We start from the raw sequence: 23186 nt of genomic DNA on the forward strand, positions 1-23186 counted from the left end.
GGCGATTAAATTGAAACCTACTATATCTTAAGCTGCCTCAACACTCCCTCGAATGGGAGGTAATTGACCAACTGCTACCGTCATCATGTCTTCCGCTATTCCTATCATCCCCCGTACATTCGTTACCACACTATATTTCACTCCTTCGCTGGTTAGCAACGCGAAGTGCTTCTGTCCACACTTAATTTTCAGGTTCTCCACGTCTCGACGGAGTTGCTCATCCAGCGTAGACTTGGTTTCAGCTACGAAGTACACCCGCTTGTCAGCTTCCAGCACCACCGCCCAGTCGGGCACGTAGTTGCCAATCGGCGTCGGCACCTTAAAGCCACGAGGCAGCTTAAAGAAGAACTTCACCGCTTCATCTGCTTCCAGGTCTCGAGCAAAGCTTCGCTCCGTATCAGAATCCACCGGTACGTAATTGTACAAAGTCTTCTCCGGATGTTCCGTCACAGCAAATAGGTTACTCAGAAACGTCTGGATTTCCTCGTTGTCGAACAGCTTCATCTCATACTGCTCTCCGGCTAGGCGTTCATAAATCACCCCGTCGACTAGGAGCTTATTCAGCGTCCGCTGAACCACACCCACCACGTTGTCCAAAAATAGCTGCGGGTTTACTTCCAACTCCCCATTTCGGCCCGACTGACTCAAAATCTCGAATATTGTTCGTCGGGTGATGTTTACCCGCTGCTGAATGTAGGCATATACATCCGGTACTGGGTAGCGCACGGCTTCAGTTTTGGCCGATGATGAATTAGTTAGAGTAGCCGTTACACCATCTTGCTGGCTTATGCCCAACCGGGCCACTTCACTCAGCAACTTAGGACGCACAGTCACTGGCACCCGCCTAACATCTGCCAGTTCCTCTACTGCTAATCTGATCAGGTCTGCCGAGGAGTAATTTACCCGGTAACGCGTCTTGTGTTTGATTCTATCCCATATTTCAAAAAACAGCGGACAGTTCTCTTCTGTCAGCTGTTTCGTGCGTTGTACCATAGCCACGTCACGCGCGTTCTTGATCCGTCCTTCAAACGATACGCTCGTTTCATCCTCAATCTCCTGCTGCAGCGCCTTCGCAAAGCTTTCATAGCTCTCGTTAGCTATTACCGTCAGTACATTCAAACCTTTATCTAATACCCGCTGCCCCATGGCATTTACTGGCAATCGTAGCCCGCGTCCAATTTCCTGGCGCTTGCGCAGTGTGGTCTTGGCCTCATTTAATGTGCAAATCTGAAACACATTCGGGTTATCCCACCCTTCGCGCAGGGCCGAGTGGGAGAAGATAAACTGCACCGGTTCCGAGCGGCCCAGCAGCCGCTCCTTATCCTTCATGATCAGATTGTAGGTGTCATCGTCAACCTTTGTCGAGCCGTTGGTATCCTTCAGACCTTTCTTATCCTGCGAGAAATAACCGGCGTGCACCTGGCCGGCCTCATAAGGTATCAGATCCTCATACTCGGACTTGGCAGCGAGGGCCCGGAAAGCATCCTCAAACCATATGCCCAGCTTGCCCAGCATTGGGTTTCCCTCGGTGTCCTTACCGCGGTAGTTGGCTACCCGATCAATAAAAAACAACGACAGCACCTTAATGCCTCGGGGCTGCAGCTGCTTCACCCGCCGGAAGTGGTGCAGAACCGTCTGCTCCACCTGAAACTTCATCACGTCCTCAGTCTGGCCCCCTTTCGATTCTCCCTCGCGCAGTATCAAGCCCCCGCTGAATTCTACAAGCCCATCCGCAGCATTGATGCTCTCCAGAATAAATCCATTTTTGTAGGCATCGCGCCCCCCCGACAAGTCAAATAGGTCATCGCCTAGCTTCACTGTCTTCTCCACTTTGGAAACTCCTGTTTTCCCATTTTGGAAGAACGAAATCTTGGCTCCCAATGCTCGCTTGCCATGCACTACCGAGCGCAACTCTGCAAATGCTGCATTGTAATTTGCCCCGCCTGTTATGCCATCAACAACAATTTGCTTCACTAAGCCCTGGTCATAGGCCTGCACGGGGTTTAGGCTATAAACCAAGTTATACAAATGACGGTGCGTTGCTGAGTAACGCAAAAGACAAAGTGGGTGTAAGTTGGCTAGTGCCGCCCGCCGTACATCTGTCTCCATATTCTGCGGCTCATCCACTATCACTATCGGACGCACTCCTTGAATGTACTCAATCGGCTTGACCCCACTCTCGCGTTTTGTGTTGATTACGTTGGCGTCCTTCGTGAAAGCGTCAATATTCATTACCAGTACTTGTAGCGCATCGCTGGTTGCATAGTTGCGTAACGCGCCTAATCGGGCACTGTCATAAACGCTAAAGTTAATGGGCACGTGTCCATACAGCGTCTGGAAATGCTCGTGGGTCACTTCCAGATTTTTCAGTGCGCCCTCGCGAATGGCTATGCTTGGTACGACAATTACAAACTTGCGAAAACCATACTGTCGGTGCAACTCATATATCGTGCGCAAATAGGTATAAGTCTTGCCAGTGCCTGTCTCCATTTCTACAGTCAGATTTAGATCCACCGATGCTGATTTACTATCCCTAGCAACCGTGGTATGCGCTAACTCTGTTGACCGACCCAGACCGTACCGTACCTGCACTTTCTGAATGTTTTCTAATAATTGCTCCGCGTTAAGGACAAGCTTGTTGCCAATCCCGCGCTCAGTAAATTCCAATGAGCTCCCTTCTTGTCTGAACGACGTGCCAAAGCCTCCCTCACCCAGTGGCTGCCCTTCAAACGCATCAATTACTGCTTGCACTGCCTCAAGCTGATAGTTCTGTGAACTGTCAAATTGTAATTTCATTATACAGACGGAATAGACTTCAAAAAATTAATAAATTTTTCATATGGCCTAACAAGCACATAATTAGCAGGGATAGAATAATAGCGCTCTTGATTCCCCCTTATCCGTGGCGTAATGAGAGGTATTTTGCTATTTCTTATGTCTTCTTGAAGCTTAGCGGTCATTAATATAACCCGGGCAAGCTTATCGCCAGTTGGCTTTATCGTGGCTAAATGCACAACTACATGCATTTTTCCAATCTCCGATGCAATCTTGTTGAATGCGTTTTCTGCCTTATCAGGTCTAATCCATAAATCATCATCGGCCGATACATTGATGTTTGGGCCTGTTACTTCCACATATATGTCTCGCTCCGGCAAGTAGAGGTCTGCACCTCCTTTTTCTTTATCATTTAAAGCCGCACTTCCCGATATATAGTCAGTTGAACCTGCACCGAGCCCAATAACTTCAACTGCTAAGCCAGTTTCTTTTTCAATTGTGGCCTTTATCCAATTCTCCTTCTCACTCGCTTGCTTCCAAGATGCGCTATAGGCATCTTTCCAAAAGTTATCATCCATTGCAAGTATAGGTTAAATAAGTTCGAAGCTTATGTTAGCCTCTTCAAGTTCCAATGCAACATTTGTAAGGGCATGGTCAGAAATGCCAAAAATGCTTTCTTGAATCACAACTCGTTTGGGTTGTTTTTCTGCCACTTTAGCTAGTTTTTCGCTGCTGATTTTTTCTAGGATAATGCATATTCGATTATTATCAACATAATAAACACCATCCCTATATTCAATAGCAGCTGAGAGCAAAAGACCATGTTTAAGCATTAATTCATAAACAACACTCTCTTTATCTATTTCAGTGTTAGAAAATTGGTTTTGAAATAGATTTAATTGGTCACTCATTGACTTTGCCGAAGCATCTTCACGCCATATTTTGAAGTTTGATGACTCAAGTATGAATGACTTAAACCCTTTTATTCCTGGTGCTGCGAAGTTGATTTGGTTATTCTGAGTGTGCTTATTCAAGACCTTACGAATTCTATCCCGTGAAATTTCGGAGATCTTGCGGTACCCCTTTGAGTAGGCTGGTGCATCTGTTTCAATGCTTTCAGGCATCTGGATACAAATAAACTTTCTGTTTCCACCAGACTCTTGGTTAAGTTCAATGATAGCCTGAGCCGTACTAGCGGAGCCAGCAAAGAAATCCATAACAATGTCATCTGTACCCAAGCATTGTGAAGCAAAGGACTTTATTAGTACAGTTGGCTTAGGATGAGAAAATACTTTATCTCCAAATAGCTCTTGAAGCTGTTTCGTGCCCTCCGTGTTAAAGCCAGCACGAAGTGAGTTGCCTACCCCTTTTGCTGATTCATTGCGCATCCAAGTGGATACTGGAACGGTCGAAAACTTGGCCTCATTCTGAAAGCGCTTAAGAAGAGGAGAACCATCCTTCCCTTTCTTAGGGAAAATTACCCTACCCTCATCAATTTTCTGCTGCATCGTTCGCCGATTGTAGGGCCAGTAACGGCCCTTTGGCGGCATGTACTCGATGCCGGTTAGAGGGTCTTTGATAGGGTAGAGAGTATCACCACCTGCTTTGCCAGCACTTAAGTTATCTGCAATCCAAGGGCCCCGAGAATCATCATCTGGATTTGTATATCGGTCGAATGTGCGCTCAAGCCCTTTTAACTTAGTTTTGCTTTTGCCATAACACAGTACATACTCGTGGTCAGTGCTAACGTTATCTACGCTATCCATTGCTCCGCTACGTCGTTGCCAAACAAAGCAACAGTAAAAATTTTCTTGACCGAAAATTTCATCCATTAACAGCTTTAAATTGAACACTTCGTTGTCATCAATTGATACGAAAATTACGCCATCCTCACAAAGTAAATTCCGGGAAAGAAACAAGCGGGGAAGCATCATACTCAGCCAAACAGAATGGTATTGGCCATTTTCCTTGCTATTACTACGCCATAAGTCCTGCTTATTGATATACCCCTCCTGGTCCACTAAGCCCGCTCGCTTCTCAAATTCTTCCCGCCGCTCAGTGTAGTCATCAGGATATACAAATGAGTCATTACCAGTATTATAGGGTGGGTCTATGTAAATCATCTTCACCTTCCCGAAATACGACTTCTGCAGCACTCGGAGCACTTCCAGATTCTCCCCCTCGATAAACACATTTTCAGCTGTGTCAAAGTCCACGCTGCCCTCTCGGTCGGGCACCAGCGTCGCTGTGGTCCGCTTCTGAATCTCTTTGTAGGCTTCCGCCTTACCCGGCCAGTTCAGCCCGTACCGCTCCTCACCTACATACACATCCTCACCCAGTACGAGCCGCAGCTTATCCACGTCAAGCTTGCCCTCAGCAAACACCTCGGGCATTAGCTGTTTCAATTGGGCCAGCTTCTCCGCAGCCACGTCCAGGCTCTGGCCATCTAGGCGCGTCGCCTCATTCTCAAGTAGGGTAGGGGCAGTAGTCGATTCCATAAAGCAAGTAGTTTCAAGTCCGGGCCTAATAAGCCCCGCCCTAAGTTGCAATAATCAATTTGGCCGTGCAAATTGCTCCTTGTAGTGCCGGATATACGCCTTTGCTAGTGCCTTATCTGCTAACCTGTTCGTATCCTAATTTTTTTTGCAACTATGCCCCACGTCGCTCTATTCGAGAAGCTGACGCAGCAACGCCGCGAGCAAGCCGCCTTCCTCAACCACCCTGATTTTGCCGGCGTCAAGCGCATGGTGTCGCACCGCCACCAGAACGATACCCACTTTCTCTACGAGCTGCTCCAGAACGCGAACGACGCCCAGGCCCTCGAAGCCTGCTTCGCCCTCTACCCCGACGGCCTGGCCTTCTATCACGACGCCATCCGTAACCAAGGCGCCCCCTTCACCATTACCGACCCCGACCTGGCTACCACCAACCGTGCTGCCCGGCCCGGCCACGTCAACGCCATTACCAGTATTGGTCACGGCTCAAAGTCCGAAAACCCCGACCAGCAGCCCCAGCAGGGCAACACCATCGGCAAGTTCGGCACCGGCTTCAAGTCGGTTTTCATCTTCACCAACACGCCCCACATTTACGACCAGCAGTTCGCATTTTCCATCAGCGACCTGATCGTCCCCAACCTGCTCCGCAACGAGCAAGCCAAGCCGCATTTCCCGTGGGATGCCACCCTGCATCCGACTATGTTCTGGATTCCTTTCAACAAAGGCGACCAAAACTGGACCACGAAAGCCTACCACGATATTGCCGCCGCTCTGGCTGGCCTACGTTACCCGCTACTGTTTCTGCCTAACCTTCGGGGCATCGCCTGGCAGGTGTACGATCAGCCCAGCCACGTCCCCGACCAGAAACCTACTTCCCGCGGTACCTACCTACGCGAAGACGAGCCCCTGACCCAGGTTCCCGTTGAGTTGCCTGGTGCCACCGTGCAGCTCACCAGCCTGCTACAGGAAGTTACTGGCTCACTTGCTACCGAATCAGGCATTAAGTCTACTACGTTCCGCTTCCTACTCGTTAGCCAGGCTCCTAAGGGCCGGCCCGACCTCAAAACGGAGCTAGCTTTTGCCATCCGCCCCAACGGCACCCTCGACGCCGACCAGCTGTTCGAAGTGTTCTGCTACTTCAGCACCAAGGAAGCCCACGACTTGCGCTTCATCGTGCAGGCCCCTTGGTCGCTCGGCGACAGCCGCGAACTGCTCCGGGGCTCCGACCCCTGGAATAAAGTCCTAATCGATCAGGTTGCCGACTTGCTGGCGGCTGCCTTACCCGTCTTCCGCGACCTGCCCCCGTTCCCCGCGCAGCAGAATTCTCTGGAAGATACTCCCCGCCCAAGCTCCCTGCTTACCGACAGCTTGCTTCGGCTGTTGCCCCTCGACCGGGCCCCGCTCGAATCCGCCTCTAAGCGTAGCGGCGTATCGTTTCTGCCTCTGTTTATAGCCGTAACCAAGGCCTTACGCACCCAACGCCTGCTGCCCACCAGCACCGGTGGCCACGTCACGGCCGCCAATGCCTATCTGTCCGAGTCCGAAGAGTTGCTGCTCACTTTCGCCCAGCCGCAACTGGCCCAGCTCACCGATAACCCCGCCGCCGCGTGGGTATTCGCCAGCCTCAACAAAAGCCGCTCCGAGCTGGTCGATTATGTCCTGACGCTGCTACCCGGTGGCCAGGCCCGCCAGCAGTTTACCGCCCCCAAGCTCGTTCGTTTGTTCAACCACGGGTTTGCCGCCGCGCAGTCCACCGAGTGGTTTGCCGCCTTCTACCGTTTTCTCGATACCGGCCCCGGTCGCTCCCTGCTTATTACCGGCGAGCGGCCCTTGCGCAACAAGCCGTTTCTCCGACTCGAACCAACCAGCTCCGATAGCGCCCCCAGTCATGCATCGGCTTGGCACGACGACAACACATTCCAGGTTTTCCTGCCCGCCGTCACCCCAGTTCCCGGCGTAAAGGTGCTGCACCCAACCCTGGCCAACGATGCATCCCTGGCTAGCTTTATCTCCCTTATCGGCCTCGGTGCTCCCGATTTGCTGGCCGTTATCGAGGGCCAGATTCTGCCCCGCTACAAGTCCGACAACCTCGCCAGCGTATCCGACCAGGAACATTTGGCCCACTGCCGTACCATCGTGGAGTGCTTCATTCAGACCGCTCCCGACAAGAGCCGGCGCGAACGGCTCTGTAAAGCCCTGGCCAAAGTGCCTTGCCTACTTGCCGAACACTACACGGGCCTCGCCCGCTGGCACCGCCCTGGCCGCTGCTACCTACCCAGCGACACGCTAACCGTATTTTTGGGCACCACCGCCAAAGTGCCGTTTCTCGACCGCTCGCTATATGCCCCGCTTGAGGCGGAGTACGGCGACCAGGTGTACCAGCTCTGGCTGTCTATTGGCATTTCTGATTCTCCCCGCATCAAGCAGGTTGTTACCACTGGCTCCGACGTCCCGTGGGCTACCCAGGAGTATCGGTATGAAGAAACCGGTCACCGGAGCGTCTCCGATGAAGAAGTCATCGACTATCAGCTCGAAAAACTGCCAGACCTAATATGCACCCCCCAATCCCTGGCCTGGTCAGTCAACCTATTCGATTTTCTAGTAGAATCTGTCAATCGTAAGGCTGATATTCTTTCCAGTACGCACAGCTACTTCTGGAACCGTTATACCCGGCACGTCAAGCCCGTAACCTCTACACTGGTTGATAACCTTATCGATTACCCTTGGCTGTTTGCTGCCGACGGCCAGTGCTACACGGTCGAGCAGCTACGCACCCAAAACCTTCACCTGCATCCCAGCTACAACGACAGCAGCACCGCTGCCAGTGAATTGCTTGCTGCCATCGGTCTTCGCACCGGCCAAACCTTCACCGACCCCCGCCAGCAGCAGGCCTTCGACCTGCTAACCCAGCACCTGGCTCGTGGCGGCTCCATCGACGACGTCCTACAAGCCCTACGCCCCGCTGTCCAGCCACCTACTCCAACGCCAGGCACCAGCCCCGGGCTGCACTTAAACCCATCCATCACCGGTATCGACGACGTTCCGCCGCCCCCCACGCCCGTCGCGCCCACGCCCGATAGCTACCTCGAGCAGCGCCGCAAGTCCTTCGATGCCGCCCGCGAAATCCGCGCCCGTCAGGAAACCGCCCGCCTCGAAGCCCTGCAAAAAAATCAGCAGCCCACGTCCGAGTCAGCAGGAGAGGAGCAACCCGACGACGACCCAACTGCCGCCGCCGCTATCCGCGACGCCAAGGTCCACGCCCGCGAGCAGCAGCTGGCCGAAGAGCGCACCGAAGCTATTCTCCGCCGCACCGAGTTGGAGCAGGCCCTCGATACGCTGCCCCGCTACTGCTACGAGTGGTGTCAGAAAGCCCTGGAGCTGGAATCCCTGCTCAGCGGCGAGCAGCACCAAGCCACCACCGAGCTAAAAATCACCTTCGGTAAGGGCCAGCTCGACCCCGTCGACCGCCAGCACCGCACCCTGATTCTCCGCGAGCCGGCCACCTACATTCCCCGCAACATCGAAGACCGGCCCAACCTGGAGTTGGAGCTCACCCTGCTCAACGGCACCACCAAAAGCATCCTCATCGACGTGGCCAGCGTCAAAGACTTCACGCTCCGTGTCAAGCTGGCCAAAACCACGGCCCTCACTGATGCTGGCATCGACCTGGACCAGGTGCGTCGCTTCACCATCCGCGTGCAGTCACCCGCCTTCCTTGCTGAGGAACTCCGCCGCCACTTCAACGAGCTCGGCACCCGCCACGACTTTGCCCCCGATAAAGACCTCAAAGCCGACCTGCCCGCGCCCCCCCAAATCCGGTTCATCTTTGGCCCCCCCGGCACCGGTAAAACCCAGCACCTAGCCGACAAGGAAATCCGCCGCCTCATGTACGCCCGCGACAGCGACGCCCGCATCCTGGTGCTCACGCCCACTAATAAAGCCGCCGACGTGCTCACCCGGCGCCTGCTCGAACCCAGCCGCCAGAACCCCCGCGTTAAAGTCGCCCCCGACTGGCTCGTGCGCTACGGCACCACCGCCGACCCCGACCTCGACCTGATTCCCAATCTCGTTCAAGGACCGCAGGTAGCCGACCTCGATGCCCTCGACCGGTGCACGGTCATCACCACCGTGGCCCGCTTTCCCTATGCTACCTACGGTACCCTGCCCCCCCAAAAGCTGGCCGCCGCGCATTGGGACTACATCATTCTCGACGAGGCATCCATGATTCCTCTCGTGGCGACCCTCAACGTCATCTACCAGTGCGCCAGCCGCTGCCGCGAGTTCATCATCGGCGGCGACCCGCTCCAGATTCCCCCCGTCGTGCTGGCCCCGCAGCTGGCCGAAGAAAACATCTACTCCCTCGTTCAGCTCAACGACTTCCAGACCCGCCGCACCGAGCCCCACCAGTACGAGGTAGTGCCCCTCGAAACCCAGTACCGCGCCACGCCCCCACTCGGGGCCCTCTTCAGCCACTATACATATAAGGGCCTGCTCCAGCATGCCCGGCCCCTAACCGGCACTATTCCAGTGTCCAATCAGCCTGGCATGCTTTTTCAGGGCCGCCAAGATGCCACTTTCGGCAAGCTCACCCTCGCCGACGTCACCATCATCCGTTTCCCCGTCCAGCCCGGCGAAAGCATCCTGCAAGCCCGCCGCCTGCAGCAGGGCAGCCAGTACCATCCTTACAGCGGTATTCTCGCCGCCGAAATCGTCCGCCACGTCGCCCACCACCTCAACCCGCTGCCCACCCCCGAGCGCCCCTTCCGCATCGGCGTCATTTCGCCTTACACCGCACAGGCCGCACTGGTGCGCGAAATCCTCAAGCAGATGCAGCTGCCCGCCGAAGTCATCGACCCCAACGAAAACGTCGGTACCATCCACGGATTCCAGGGCGACGAGTGCGACCTAGTCTTTGCCCTTTTCAGCCCCCCCGAGTACATCGCCACCGTCGCCCGCCGCCGGGGCATCCCCATGCTCGAACGCCAATACATCCTCAACGTCGCCATCAGCCGCGCTAAGGACCGTCTGGTTGTCCTCGTCCCCGACGAAAAAACCCGCAACCACGACGCCCTAACCGAGCTAAACATGCTATTGAGCCTGGCCGAAACCCACGTCCCGGCTCAGGGCGGCCAACTGCTCAACTACCACGCCGACGACGTCGAACGCGCCCTCTTTGGCCGTGCCGACTACCTCACCGACCATTCCTTCAGCGCTGGCCACCAAATCGTCAACGTCTACGGCCCCACCGAGCGTCGCTACGAAATCCGCCTCTCCGACACCGCCATCGACGTGCAGTTCAATCTTACTGCTGCTAAACTTTATACTGACCAGCGTACAAATAGTGGCAGCTAGAATTTAGTTTTTTATTTGTTTCACCATTCAGAAGGATTATGAAAGCCAACGAAACCAAAATTGACAAGTTTCTAGCGACCAATGAAACTACATTTACGATACCTGTTTATCAAAGAAATTATGATTGGTCTCTAGTACAATGTAAGCAATTACTACTCGATATTTTAGAAGCGGGTGGCAGTGATAAAATTAGCGCGCATTTTATCGGTAGCATTGTATATGTTCACGACGATGTTTATGTTGCATCAGGTCTTACAGAATTAACGATAATAGATGGACAACAAAGACTTACAACAATTACATTGATTTATGTAGCAATGTATTCATATGCTAAAAGTATAGGAAATGATAAATTGGCGAATAGGATATACAAAACATATTTGATAAATGAATATGCTCCAGATGAAGAGAAGCTAAAACTAAAGCCTACCGATAATAATCAGGCGGCCTTAAAATATATTTTAGGGTACAGTGATGATGTCGAGTTTAAAGGTTATTCTAGACTAGTTGATAACTTCATATACTTTAAGTCAACAATTGATAATTTGAATTTTGAAATAATTCAAAAGGGGCTATCTAAGCTTATATTTATAGATATTTCGTTAGATAGACAAAAAGATAACCCTCAGCGAATTTTTGAAAGCCTCAATTCTACTGGGTTAGAACTTTCGCAAGCTGATTTAATTAGAAATTATATATTAATGGGGCTAAATAGAGTAGATCAAGATAAGGTGTATAAGAAATATTGGGATGTTATAGAATATAATGCCAAGGATGAAAAAACAAATAGTAGTAAGGTTTCGGAATTTATCAGAGATTATTTGACTCTTAAGAATAAAGAGATACCTAATAAAGGGGATGTTTATTTAAAATTCAAAAATAAATTTCCTACAGGTACTATTGAATACTTGGAAGAGACCCTAATAGAATTAAGGTCCCTTGTTAAGTATTATAATAAATTAAATAACCCTAAACATGAAGCTGACAATGATATAAGAATACAGCTCGAATACATAAATAGATTAGAAATAAATGTAGCCTATCCCTTTTTAATGAAAGTATATGAAGACTATTCACAGGGCGTAATTGATAAAGATTCTTTTGTATCATTATTGTTAACAATTCAGTCTTTCGTGTTTAGGCGTTTTTTATTAGGCCTTACGACTAATGCTTTGAATAAGATATTTATGACTTTATATGATAAGATTGATAAGGAAAATTATTTAATATCATTCCAAAAATCATTACTTCAAAGATCGGGGAATCAAAGATTTCCAAAAGATATAGAAGTTGTTAATGCTTTAAAGGAAAAAGATTTATACAATATTAAGACAAAAAATAGAACATACTTATTTGAAAAGCTAGAAAATTATAATAATAAGGAATATATTTCAGTTGAAGATTCATCGTTGACTGTTGAGCATATATTTCCCCAAAATCCAGAATCAAAATGGAAATCAATTTTAGGTTCAATTGAATATTCTTTTATAAAAGAAAGTCTTTTGAATACAATCGGTAATCTTACTTTGTCAGGTAATAATGGGAAATTAGGAAATAAGACATTTATAGAAAAGAGGGAAATGAACTTTGAAGGTAAAGAGCAAGGTTACAAATTCAGTAGGTTGTGGTTAAATCGTGATTTGAAGGATTATAAGGCCTGGGGAAAGAAAGAAATACATGAACGTTGTGACACAATCAGCAATAGATTTTTGAAAGTATGGGCATTACCTCAGGTTAAGATAGATTCAGATGATGATAACGGTGAAATAAACATTTTTGATGCTGAAGAGCCTAAGAATAAAAAACTTGAATATGCCATTTTCTTTGATGAAAAATTAAATGTTACTCAAGTCTCTAAGCTTTACATCGAGGTGATTAAACGGTTGTTCGAATTACAGCCAGGAACTTTTTTTGCGCCTGAAATTTCAGCTAAAATAAAATTAAGTAAAGATCCTAACGCAGACAATTTGCGACAACCTGTCAAGATTAACGATTCCTATTTCATAGAATCAAATATAGATAATGTGGGAAAATTCGATAGAATCAAAATTGTACTCAAAGTATTTGGATTTGAGGATGAACTCTTAATAAAGTATGATAACAAGAAGGAGTCAACTCAGATCCAGTTGCAAATGAATGGATTATTATAGGCCTAATCTTTCTGACACATTTGTCAATTCATCATCTCCCATAACCCTCGCCTCAGTTCCAACTAAACCGCCAGAGCAGGGGCGGAGTGCGTCAGCAGCCTCACACTATGTCCAAACTGGCCCGCATCGAAGCCGAACTGTCCACTCTCAGCCCTGCCAACTTTCAAAAGCTCGGCGACGCCTACTTAGCCAGCTTCCGCAGCTGGCGCATCCAGTCGTGGGGCACCATGGTTGGGGCTGATAAAGACCGCACCGGCGTCCCCGATTCCTGGTGCCGGCTTCCCGACGACCGTTACATCTTCTTAGCCTACACCACCGCCGACAAAGACCTGCCCGCCAAACTCCGCAAGGACCTGGAGGACTGTATCAACCGCACCAAAGCCACCATCACCGCTGCACAAGTCGAGCGCATTTGCCTGGTCTTCAACCGCCGCTGCTCCCCCAAAACCGATGCCACGCTTCACGAGCTGGCCCGCCTAGCCGGCTACCAGCTGGAGCTTATTGGCGTCGACGAGTTGGCCCATTACATCCTGGACTACCCATCGTTAGCAGCCGAGCTAATTAACCTCGACCTCGGCAGCGGCCAGCTAATCCATGCCCCCGACTTTATCAGCATCCACGAGCGCCAGGTTGGTACCACTCACTTCACCCAAACCCTGTTCGGCCGCGACACTGAGCAGGCCGATTTACTCACCAAGCTCACCAGCTCCGATTTAGTGCTGGTTACGGGCCCCGCTGGCGTCGGCAAAACCCAGCTCGTACTCACCGTCGCGCAGGCCTATTGCGCCCAGTTGCCCGAACAGCGCCAGCTCTATTTCGTTTTCGATAAAAAGTCTCCCGACTTCATCCAAGAGCTGCAACTCGCCCTTCGCCCCGGCCAGCAGCTAGTGGTAGTGGCCGACGATGCTAACCGCGTCGGCCCTTACTTCGACACACTACTAGCCGAACAGCTAGCGCGTCCCGCCGGTACCCTCAAAATCATCGCTACCGTCCGCGACTACGCCCGCAACAGTGTCGCCAAGGCCGCGAACAAAACGCCCTACCACACGCTCGAAGTCCAGCCCCTAGCCGACGAAGCCATCCAGGCCCTGATAGCCGCCGAGCCCTACACCATCCGCAACGGCGATTATGTGCAACGCATCCTGCAGCTAAGCAACGGTCACCCCCGCCTGGCCATCATGGCGGCCACGGCTGCCCGCGAAACTCAAAGTATCTACCGCCTGCACAACATCCACGATATCTACGCCGGCTACTTCGGACCCATCCTCGACGAGCTGGCGACCCACCAAAATCGTCTGCTCGGCCCGGTACTGGCCCTGGTCCATTTCTTCCGCGTAGTACACGACGACTACGCCGAGCTGGCCCAGTCAGTAGAAGCCGCCTTTGGCATCTCCCATGAGCAGTTCTGGCAGGCCGTGTACACCCTGCACGAAGCCGAGCTAGTCGATTTACACGAGGGCCGCATCGTTAAAGCCGCCGACCAGATTCTCGGCAGTTTCGTCTTCTACCGCATCTTCCTATCCGAGCCGGCCACGCTATCCTACGCAAAACTGCTGACCCACTTCTTTCCTCAGCAGCACAACCGTATCCGCGATACACTCTACGGTTGCATTAACGACTTCGGCATCGATACCATCCGCCCCCGGATTCAGCAGCCGGTAAAGCAGTGGCTGGCCCAACCCGACCTATCCGCCGAAAACCGTTGGAACTTCTACCAGGTATTCTGGCCCTTTCTCACCAGTCAGGTGCTACCCGAAGCCGCCGCTCAGTTGAGTGCCCAGCCCTGGCCCGTTTTCGAGGCGGGCAACTACCCCGTCCCCGAGCGTCAAAACCACGCCTACCTACGGGAAAACCCACTCTACACGGTTCTCAAACGCATTTGCGAGAACGCAACCCCCGAGCTGTCCGATGCGCTTCGCCTCTTCATCGAGTTCCTAGCCAAGCACCCCGACCACTTTCTCAAAGGCCTGGAATTTCTCCGCTCCATTGCGAGTTTTGACGCCCACCAGTACCGGCATCAGGGCCTCTATGTGCAGGAGGCAGTAGTCAAGGTACTATCTATCGGGGCCCGTTCTGCCCTATGCGCTGCCTTCTACCAGTGGCTAATCAGCCATATAGTGCCCCCGTCCCTGGCTACGGTAGTACACGGTACGCGGCCGAGTCACAAGCCCAACGCCATCATCATATCTAACGACGAACTGCCCAAAAAGGGCAAAGCCCTCGAAGTGTGGCGAGATTCTCTCTGGCAGCTGCTATTCAGCCTTTGCCCCGAGCACCCTAATTTAGTAGTCGAAGGCATCAGCACCTACCTCAAGCAGCGGCACAACGAAGCCAGCACCAACAAGTGGCGCAAGTGGGATGCCGACCGCCTCATCCCTTTCCTCTCCACCAACTTCGACTCCACTAGCTTCGCCCACTGTCGCCTCGTCAACCACTACAGCAATTGGCTCGAAGGCCGCATTTCCCACCCCGGCCTTACCCTACTCCGTCAGCAATTCAACTCCGAGCTATTCCGCCTCTACAAAGCCCTGACCTACGACCAACCCTACAGAAGGCATTCCGAGCGCAAAATTGATATCATCTACAATGGAGAAAAGCTCTCCGCTCACATCCGCACGCTTACCCAGGCACTACAGTACAAAACTTACCCACCTTATACGCGCCTGTTCGACCAATACTTCCAGTTGCACGAGCAACTGGCGGCCTTACCGGCTCACCATCCCCCAGAAATTAGCCAAATCAACAACTCAATTGCCGAACTCCTGCACGAGCTAATTGAGCGTGCCCCCATCATTGCCAGCAGAGTAGTCAGCTACCTGCACGAACAGGGAAATTCGACTGGTTTAACTCCTTGGAAAACGATTCGGGCCTTAGCTCAGCAGCCCAATCCCAAAGCCAGCTATTCGCTTATTACGCAAGCAGAGTACCGGGCGAAAGAGACTTGGCAGTTATTATTTCTCAAGCATCTTCCCCCCAACCAAGTTGCCCCTCACTGGCTCGAAGAACTGATGCACGTTCACCAAAGCGGAATCGAACATTTCAACTTCTACGACCTAACCCATTTCGAATCCATTGCTCCAACACTATACCCTGACCTACTAGCCATCAGCTTAGAGACGGCCGTGCGTAACCCAAAAGTACATATCTGCTACGCAGTTATCGAGCGGTTCGGGCATCATTTCACCGACCAGCAGCTTCCTCTTCTTAAGCGCTATTATCAGTGGTGGAACAGCAAGGAAAGTCAGTATGATTGGGGGTGCGAAGAACTAGCTGTACTTGTCCGCCGTGAGCCTGGCTTTTTACTTGAGGTATTCAATTTTGAAAACGACCCCGCAAATAGCTACCGTTATTACGAGCGGCGTCCTCTCACTTTTCTTTGGCAGGATGACAGCTATGAAGAACAAATTAGCGAGCTCTTATCGGCTTCAGCTCAACAAACTCGCCTACTGTCCCGAAGCAGACTAGTGAAAACCATATTCCCAGAAGGAGCGGGCCAGGAAGAAAAACTCCGAATGATTGATTTCATCAAACGGACCATCGAATCCAAGCCCGACGTAGAGGTAACAAAGCTGCTGGTCAAGGCTGTCCGCGAAAGCCTGTCCGACCAACTCATGCCCACGCTAGAACTGATTTTTCAAGCCTACCCCGAAAATCCCGACCAGCTGTTCCAGCATCTCAGTCTTATTCCTTCATCTCGCACCGCCGGCAGCAGCTGGATTCCCGTCTTTGAAGCCGATAAGGCAGTGTGGGAGCAAGTCCTCGAAACCATCAAGCGCCAGCCCACGCAAACCTTCGAGCTAATGGACTACCAACGCCATGCCCTCAACCGAATAAGTCACCTGAATCAGCAAATCACCAAGGAAGCCGCCGACAACTTCGCCGACCCATACTAGAAGCCATCTACGCTGTTCCAGAATGCGGGAAATCAAGACTCAGGGTACCGGGCAACAATAGCCCTCACCGCAGCCGATAAAACTCCGGCAGCTGCGTATCGCGCACCTCTTCCAGCCACTGCTGTGCCTGTTCCGGCGTTTCCATCTTGTCTGGCCACAACCCAAATAATGGGGCCACATTGCTTGGCAGGCCCAAGCGCACCCGCAGCCCGTAGCAGCCAAATTGCTTCACTGGTGTCAAGTCAAACCGCAGCCCCCGGTTCATATACTCCCCAAAGATTTCCTCTAACGATTCCGCGTCCGGCAAATAGTAAGGCATAGTGTTTTTGCTATTTATTTTAGCCCACCTTTCGCCCGGTAGGATAGGGGAGTTGCCCTTCGTAAAATGCCCGCTCATCACCACGTAGCGGTAAATATCACAAGCTGGATTTTGGTCAGGGCATTAAAGACGCCCAATTATACTAAATAAATTAGTAGTATTGCAAAGCTGGCTTAGCCAGTTTCCTGCCATGACTACTGTTGAACTCATCGATGTGGGCACGCCCACCACCACGCTCTGGCTGCCGCTGTTCGCCAGCCTCGTGCCCTGCGGCTTTCCCTCGCCGGCCACGGATGAGCTCGAAGAGCTTTTTGACCTCAACCGCCTGCTCTTCCGCCACCCCGAGGCCACCTACTTAGTGCGCGTGTCGGGCGAGAGCATGCAGGGGGCCGAAATCCACAGCGGCGACCTACTGGCCGTCGACAAGCACCTCGAAGCCGACCACAACCACATCGTGGTGGCTGTAGTCGAGGGCGAGTGCACCGTCAAGCGCCTCGTGCGCCGCGGTACCGCTTGGTGGCTGCAGGCCGAAAACCCGGCCTACCCCGATTACCCCATCACCGAGCCCGATAACCTGCGCATTTGGGGCGTCGTCACCCACGTCGTCCACGAGCTCATTCCCGGCCGCCTCACTGCCCTCATCCGCAGCCGCGACTAGGCTCTTTGGAGCTGTTAGCCATTAGCTGTTAGCTGATAGCTTACCGGCCAGCGGCCCAGAATGGAAGCGGATACCCATTAGCTCCTCGGCAGAGTATCCAGAACGAGAGCTAACAGCCATCAGCTAACAGCTAAAAGCCCAAAACAGAATGTACGGCCTCGTCGACGGCAACAACTTCTACGTCTCCTGCGAGCGGGTTTTCCAGCCTCGCCTCGACGGCCGGCCCGTAGTCGTGCTCAGCAACAACGATGGCAACGTGGTCAGCCGCTCCCCCGAGGCCAAGCAACTCGGCATCGTGATGGGTGCGCCCTTCTTCCAGGTGCGCGAGCTACTGGCCCGCCACCAGGGCCAGGCCCTGAGCTCCAACTACCCGCTCTACGGCGACATGTCCCGCCGGGTAATGGCCCGCCTGGCCGAGCACGCGCCCGCCGTCGAAGTCTACAGCATCGACGAGGCCTTCCTCGACCTCAACGGCCTCACCACTTGGTGCGGCCCGCTCAACGCCCGCGCCCGCGCCATCCGCCGCGACGTGCTCGATTGCACCGGCATTCCCACCTGCGTGGGGCTGGCACCCACCAAAACGCTGGCCAAGGTTGCCAACCGCCTGGCCAAGAAATTCCCCGAGCTGCAGGGCATCCTGCGCCTCGATACCGAAGCCCGCCGTGAGCGGGCGCTGCGGGCCCTGCCCGCCGCCGACGTGTGGGGCGTAGGCCGCCAGTATGCCGCCAAGCTCCAGGCCCAAGGCATCAGCACGGCGTGGCAACTCAGTCAGGTAGGAGAGGGGTGGGCCCGCCAGCACCTCGGTGGCGTCGTCGGCTGGCGTCTCATCCAGGAGCTGCGCGGCCAGCCCTGCCAGGGTCTGCATCCGTCCGAAGACGGCACGCTGGCCCGCCAAAGCATCAGCTGCTCCCGCTCCTTTGGCCAGCGCCTGACTTGCTTCGATGACTTATGGGGGGCCGTGAGCACCTACCTGAGCCGGGCCGCCGAGAAGCTCCGCGCCCAGCACGACCAGGCCCACATTCTCACCGTCTTCCTCAGCCAGGACCGCTACGATACCCGCGTGCCGCCCCCCTACACCCGTTCGGCCACGCTCACGCTGCCCGCCGGCCCCACCGCCGACACGCTCTGCCTGCTGGCCTACGCCCGCCGGATGCTGGAGAAACTCTACGAGCCCGGCCGCCGCTACGTCAAAGCCGGCGTCGTGCTCGACGGCCTCGAACCGCCCGGTCAGGGCCAGCAGCTCAGCCTGTTCGCCCCGGCCGCTCCGACAACCGGCCGGCCCGCCGCCACCCCCGAATCCGACGCCCGCGCCCGGCAGCTCATGCACAGCCTCGATTCTTTAAACCGCCAGTTTGGCCGCAACACCGTGCGCCCCGCCGCCAGCGTAGCCCCACCGTCTGCCGCAGGCCAGTCCGCCGCCCCCTGGCTAGGCCGCGCCGAACACCGCAGCCCCGCCTACACCACCCGCCTCGAAGACCTGCTGGTGGTGAGCTGAGCTCAAAAGGCAGCTGCGTTGTGCTTACGCAGCTACTCCAGTTGATAGCTGCTGGCCTGAGTTTATGTTGCCTATTTCGGTTGCGTATTCACCGCCGATGCCTTCACCCATTCCTTATAATCGCACCCGTAAGCGAAATTCGGACAACCGTAAAATGCCCAGGGAGTACCCTTAGCGCTTATTCCTTCCCTTTTTACCAATTCAGCCGCTCGACATTCCGGGCATTGCCGACCCAGTTGCTGTCCCGGTGCACCGCCGTTTTTTGCCTCCAGCTCCCGGACAAACTTCGACCTAAAGGCAGGGTCTGCCACCAGAAAAACCTGCTCTTTGGCCCGCGTCAGCGCAACGTAAAACAACCGCCGTTCTTCCCCGTTCGCAAACTGGTCGGCCGCGCTCAGCACCAAGTTCAGCGCCGGATCGTCCGCCATTTCCGACGGAAAGCCCAGTCGGCCGGAATTGCAGTTCAGTACGATAATGATATTCGCCTCCAGGCCCTTCGATTTATGCACTGTCAGAAAGGGCAGATGCAACGTTTGGGGCTCACCAGCGCCATCTATATATGGATACTGCACGGTGCGGTGGTTGGCATCAATAGCAAACGAGCGCGTCGTGTTCTTCAGCCGTTTCAGGTCGAACGAGTAGCGCCCCAGCAGCTTGAGCTCCTTTTGGTGCAGGTCCGGAACCGTAGCAATCAACTCATCCAGCAGTTCGCGCAGCGCGTTCGTATCATCTTGCTGGCCCGCTGCAGTGTACACCACTCGATACGCCGTCTTCTTGCCCGGACTACCACTCCGCAGCTGCTTGGGCGTCTGGTTCGGGTTTCGGGTGATGAAGGTGCTGGAGTCGCTTATCAGGGGCTCGTGAAAACGGTATGTCGTTTCAATCTTCGACAGCAAGCTATAACCGAACTTCTCAGAGAAGTTCTTGAAAAGCGACAGGTCACTGCCCGCAAAACGGTAAATCGATTGCCAGTCATCCCCCACGCAGAACAGCTTGGTGGCCGGATGCCGCTCTGTCAGCGCCCGAATAAGCTGGTAGCGCCCTTGCGATATATCCTGAAACTCATCGATAATGATATAGTCGAATTGCCGGTCGTATTCCCCGCTTCGCACGTAGCCCGCGGCCCGGTTGATAAGGTCATTGAAATCTATTTCCTGCCGGCGCGCCAGCTCCCTGGCATAACATTCAAATAGGGGCTCCACCACCTGCAAAAACTGCCGGTTGCGCTTCATCTGGACGATATCGGTGCCCCGCTCATTAATCTGCCGCACCCGTTCAACAGAGTAATTGCTCGATTTCAGGTGGCTGATAAACGTGCGCAGCAGCGTCTGGAAACTAATGACCTCGTCCGCCGCCACCGCCGAAATGATAGCCCAGGTTTCGGCCGCGGTTTTGGGCTGCAGCCGAATGCCGTGTTGCACGAGCAGCTCGCGCAGAAACCCGAGCAATGGATCTTCGTGTGCTTGATAACTGTAAGTTTCCAGCAGTAGTGTACCGTGGGCCCGACTGGTCTGCCGGGCCCATTCCATTTTCTCCTGGTAGCGGGCGCGCGCCTCGGCCACGCTCTGGCCTTCCTTGGCAAAGAAGGCCGGCACATTCCCCGCCCGGTCTACCCCAAAATGTTCCAGGTAGATGCGCCGGCCATCCTGCACAATCGTAAAATCGGGCTTCCATTGCGCATGCTGAGCCGTCGCCGTGCGGTACTCGTAAGGTGCCTCGTACTGATACTCGACATTGTGTAGCAGCAGGAAATTAGCAATCTGACATTCCTGCACGCTCTTCACTATCTCCCGTTTGTAGGTGGTTTTGCCGTTGCTTTGCCGGCTCACTGTTTTGTACGACCGGAAATTAAAGTCCTGCAGGTGCTGGATGTATTCCCCCTGGTGGCGGAACTCCTCGTCGGGCTTGCGCGGCTTTAGCTCGTACAGGAAGAAATCAACCAGCAGCTCTGTATAGGCCGGCTGCTGCATCAGCTCCTGCAGGGCCCCCGTTAGAAACCCGTCGAGCTGGCTTTCATCATAGAGCGACGGCTGCTGCCGTTCCACCGTTCCGATAATGTCCTTACCGAACTTGTGGAAGGTGCGGGGTTGAATGCCCGCAATGCCAATGCGCTCGGCCAGCGTCGTCGCCGACTGGTTGGTAAACGAAATAAGCAGAATACTCTCGGGCGCAATTCGGTACCGATCCAGCACGTACTGTACCTTCCCCACAATGGTCGTCGTCTTCCCCGAACCCGCCCCGGCCACGACCAGGTTGTTGTCCTCATCACTGACGATAGCCGTCCGCTGCTGCACGTCCAGGCTCCTACCTTCCACCTGGCTAAACAGGGCATCATAGCGCGCCAACTCCTGCGGAATGAAAGCCTGGTTGAAGTCTGTCCGGATAGCTTCCCCTCGCTGGTGGTAGTCCAGAAAGCTCCCGACCCTGCTTTTCTCCAGCCCCGACAGCTCACTATTCTGGTACTGGTAAGCCGCTACGCTCTGGCCCAGCGCCTCATATTGTGCCTGCCACACCTGGCGTGTATGGTTGGCGAAGTAGCCGGCCTCGGGCGAGATATAGCTGCTAAAGGCTCTTTCAGCCTGCTCGATTTCGACCAGCAGAAGGCGCAGTTGCGTCGTATTGCGCTGACGCTTGGCCTGCTTGGCTTGCTGAAAAAAGACAACAAACACGACCAGGAGCGTGCCGAATAACAGGAAGTATAGCATCTGCTTGAATAATTGCCCGAGGGCGCCCCAACCCGGGGCCAACGTCTGAGTAAATCCTGCTCCTCAGGCAAGCCGCCCACAAAGCTAAATAGCGTCCCCCTGCAGCGCAAAGAAACGCCACTTATGCCGATAAGTGGCGTTTCTTTGCAGTTAATTAGCCCCACCCTGAACCCGCTTTTACCAAGCTTACCGGTCTACTTCTTAGCAATGAATAAATCTCAACTGCCAGCTATACTGTCCCTGCTGCTGCTGACCGCCGCCTGTTCCACCACCAACGACCCCGCCCCGGTAACGCCACTTACCGAGCACCTAACCCTCGGCAACCCCAGCGGCGCCACTACCGACGTCAGCCAGCCTACCAACTACCTGCTCAGCAAGCCCCAGTACGCGCTCAGCTACCACCGCGACCGGGGCATCCCCACCTGGGTCAGCTGGCACCTCGACGCCAGCTGGCGCGGCAGCGCCCCCCGCCAGGACGACTTCCGCGCCGACAACACATTACCGGCTGGCTGGTACCAGGTTCAGTCCAGCAGCTACACCGGCTCCGGTTTCGACCGCGGCCACCAATGCCCCTCGGCCGACCGCACCAACACCGTAGCCGATAACTCGGCCACCTTCCTGATGAGCAACATGATTCCGCAGGCCCCGCGCAACAACCAGCAGACCTGGGCTAACCTCGAAAACTACACCCGCACCTTCCTCAGCACCGGCAACGAGGTCTACATAATCTGCGGCGCCTACGGCAAGGGCGGCACCGGCTCTAACGGCTTCCAAACCACCCTCGACCAGGGCCGCGTTACCGTACCCGCCCGCCTCTGGAAGGTGGTTGTCGTCCTGCCCACCGGCGACAACGACGCCACCCGCCTCACCACCAGCACCCGCGTCATCGCCATCGACACGCCCAACGACAACACCATCAATACCGATTGGAGCCAGTACCGCGTCAGCGTCGATGCCATCGAAGCCGCTACCGGCCTCGACCTGCTCTCAGCCGTACCCGTTGCCGTGCAGCAGGTTCTGGAAGCCAGCGTGGATAAGGGGCCCACGCAATAGCGCCCCGACGTTGCCACTGCCGACCTTTCTGCTATGCTAAAAACTCTACTCGTCGCCAGTTCGCTGCTCATTGGCAGCTTCACCGCATCCCTGTCCGCTACCGCGCCGGCCACCCGCCACGCCCCAGCTGCCGCCGCCGTCTACGTCTGCATCAGTAAAGCATCCGTAGCCTACCACGCTTCCAGCCGGTGCGCGGGGCTTTCCCGCTGCACCCACGAGGTGCGCCGCATGTCAACCAGTGCCGCGCAGCAGCAGGGCAAGCGGGCCTGCCGAAAGTGCTATTAAGTTTGC

Annotated in this window: 12 protein-coding genes; 7 read left to right on the top strand and 5 right to left on the bottom strand. The window is 54.1% G+C overall.

Going from position 1 to position 23186, the window contains the following annotated elements; translation table 11 throughout:
- Positions 1-27: 27 nt before the first annotated feature.
- From H145_RS0115300 to H145_RS0115305, 3 genes are read right to left on the bottom strand one after another with little or no spacing between them, the layout of a single operon-like run.
- Positions 28-2796, bottom strand: a complete 2769-nt coding sequence (locus H145_RS0115300) for a restriction endonuclease (RefSeq protein ID WP_019949035.1) — start codon at positions 2794-2796, stop codon at positions 28-30.
- Positions 2796-3353, bottom strand: a complete 558-nt coding sequence (locus tag H145_RS24215) for a hypothetical protein (RefSeq protein ID WP_071595209.1) — start codon at positions 3351-3353, stop codon at positions 2796-2798. Before H145_RS24215 ends, H145_RS0115300 begins: the two co-directional genes overlap by 1 nt.
- Before the next feature lie 12 nt (positions 3354-3365).
- Positions 3366-5273: a site-specific DNA-methyltransferase gene (locus H145_RS0115305; RefSeq protein ID WP_019949036.1), complete on the bottom strand. Its 1908-nt coding sequence runs from the start codon at positions 5271-5273 to the stop codon at positions 3366-3368.
- A 153-nt stretch (positions 5274-5426) separates the two neighbouring features.
- On the opposite strand from H145_RS0115305, the gene H145_RS0115310 reads away from it, so the two are divergent.
- From H145_RS0115310 to H145_RS0115320, 3 genes are all read left to right on the top strand, one after another.
- Complete coding sequence (locus tag H145_RS0115310) at positions 5427-10622, top strand: DEAD/DEAH box helicase (RefSeq protein WP_019949037.1); 5196 nt, start codon at positions 5427-5429, stop codon at positions 10620-10622.
- Between the two features lie 38 nt (positions 10623-10660).
- The gene (locus H145_RS21540) at positions 10661-12772 is read left to right on the top strand and encodes a DUF262 domain-containing protein (RefSeq protein ID WP_033426319.1); all 2112 of its coding nucleotides are present in this window, start codon (positions 10661-10663) and stop codon (positions 12770-12772) included.
- 107 nt (positions 12773-12879) lie between these two features.
- A complete protein-coding gene (locus H145_RS0115320; protein ID WP_019949039.1) occupies positions 12880-16665 on the top strand; it encodes an ATP-binding protein in 3786 nt (1261 codons plus the stop codon).
- 64 nt (positions 16666-16729) lie between these two features.
- Here H145_RS0115320 and H145_RS0115325 read toward each other — a convergent pair whose 3' ends face one another.
- Entirely contained in the window at positions 16730-16984 is a 255-nt protein-coding gene (locus tag H145_RS0115325) for a hypothetical protein (protein WP_157541632.1), read from the bottom strand.
- Positions 16985-17174: 190 nt separating this feature from the next.
- Between H145_RS0115325 and H145_RS21545 the strand changes: the two genes are divergently transcribed.
- Positions 17175-17642 carry a LexA family protein gene (locus tag H145_RS21545; protein ID WP_019949041.1) on the top strand — a complete coding sequence of 156 codons (468 nt, stop codon included), beginning with the start codon at positions 17175-17177 and terminating at the stop codon, positions 17640-17642.
- Between the two features lie 148 nt (positions 17643-17790).
- Positions 17791-19137 carry a Y-family DNA polymerase gene (locus tag H145_RS0115335; RefSeq protein WP_019949042.1) on the top strand — a complete coding sequence of 449 codons (1347 nt, stop codon included), beginning with the start codon at positions 17791-17793 and terminating at the stop codon, positions 19135-19137.
- A gap of 71 nt (positions 19138-19208) precedes the next feature.
- On the opposite strand, the gene H145_RS21550 is transcribed toward H145_RS0115335, so the two are convergent.
- Positions 19209-21842 carry a UvrD-helicase domain-containing protein gene (locus H145_RS21550; protein ID WP_157541634.1) on the bottom strand — a complete coding sequence of 878 codons (2634 nt, stop codon included), beginning with the start codon at positions 21840-21842 and terminating at the stop codon, positions 19209-19211.
- A gap of 207 nt (positions 21843-22049) precedes the next feature.
- Between H145_RS21550 and H145_RS0115345 the strand changes: the two genes are divergently transcribed.
- A complete protein-coding gene (locus H145_RS0115345) occupies positions 22050-22895 on the top strand; it encodes a DNA/RNA non-specific endonuclease (protein ID WP_019949044.1) in 846 nt (281 codons plus the stop codon).
- A gap of 33 nt (positions 22896-22928) precedes the next feature.
- A complete protein-coding gene (locus H145_RS24220) occupies positions 22929-23180 on the top strand; it encodes a hypothetical protein (protein WP_157541636.1) in 252 nt (83 codons plus the stop codon).
- Positions 23181-23186: the final 6 nt, after the last annotated feature.

This window comes from Hymenobacter aerophilus DSM 13606, from assembly GCF_000382225.1.
GTDB classification, from domain to species: Bacteria; Bacteroidota; Bacteroidia; order Cytophagales; family Hymenobacteraceae; genus Hymenobacter; species Hymenobacter aerophilus.